Origin of the sequence: Flavobacterium sp. 9AF (genome assembly GCF_902506265.1) — a bacterium.
Classification (GTDB): domain Bacteria; phylum Bacteroidota; class Bacteroidia; order Flavobacteriales; family Flavobacteriaceae; genus Flavobacterium.
In genome coordinates, this window is the sequence record NZ_LR733570.1 from 1 (window position 1) to 1,230 (window position 1,230).

The following is a 1,230-nucleotide window of genomic DNA, read 5'->3' on the forward strand; positions in this document are numbered from 1 at the left end:
ATTGCGAATCCGTAAATTCTAATCCCGATTTTTTAACCACACCAGTACAAATAATTCAAGATACATCTAACCCAGATTTATACAATGATGGAGCAGGAGGCAGTGCTAGAGACGTGTTTTTTAATTTATTATCTAGTCCAGAACTAGGTTCGTTTTACAATAGCTTAGATTTTAATACCAAAGCAAAAATAGAATATTATCTGGCTCATAATGGAACCAATGAAGGCATAATTTTTGCTTATGAAGCTGTATTGGCTTTAAAAGAAGATATTGCAGATGAGGATTTTATAATGCAATTATTAGATAATAGTTTAAATACTGGCTTAACTTTTGATATTGAAAAATCTTTAAAATCACCAGTAAATATAGATTTTACGGAAATAGATTCATTAAATACACCTGAAGCCATAAAGCTAAAATGTATTTATAACAAACTGACTAACTCTCCAGAGTTTAAAAGTTTATTTGAAGGTACTTTTGGTGGTGACCAACAAAAATTGAATATCAAGTTTAAAATGCAAGCTAATTTAACAGATGAAAATGGAAACCCAGTAAAAGCCTTAACTATACCAGTAGCAGGACCGCAAGGCAGTAATGGTATTTATCAAAATATTATTTTTAATACTAATTATCTTTCTGGCTCTACGAATCTATCTAATATTTCATTAGCAAAAACTATTATACACGAGTACATACATGCTTATTTAAATGTTAGATATGTAGATATAGATAATGGTGTTTCGTTGACTTTTTTAGCAAATGAGACACTAGAAGAATTAATGTACTATGCTTTTAATCCACAAAATGACGACCCTTTAGAAATGGGTATGGATCATCACGATTTTATGTATGTACACATGATTCCAGTATTACAAACGATTTTTAGTGAAATTGTAAATGAGTTATTGTCTAATGATGACATAGTAGATGCTAATAACAAACCAATATACGATTCAAATGGGATATTGATAGAAAACTTTGATTTTCAAAATTTATATACTTATCTTGCTTTTGAAGGATTACATAATACACAATGTTATGTAGATTATATAGAAAACAACCCAATAGAAAAAAGAAAATATTTAGAGTATAATAATTATGCAAAAAATTCATCAAATGATTGTCAATAAATTAAAATTTTGGTTATTAGTATTTTTTATTTTTTTTACAATAAGTATATCATTTTCTCAAAATTTAGATGAAATTAAAAGAAATGATACTATATATATA

Annotated in this window: 1 protein-coding gene; it reads left to right on the forward strand. The window is 27.2% G+C overall.

The window, feature by feature from the left end; translation table 11 throughout:
- On the forward strand, positions 1–1,130 hold a 1,130-nt coding region (locus HALO113_RS14995), incomplete at its 5' end, for a hypothetical protein (protein ID WP_159779903.1).
- Between the last annotated feature and the right edge of the window lie 100 nt (positions 1,131–1,230).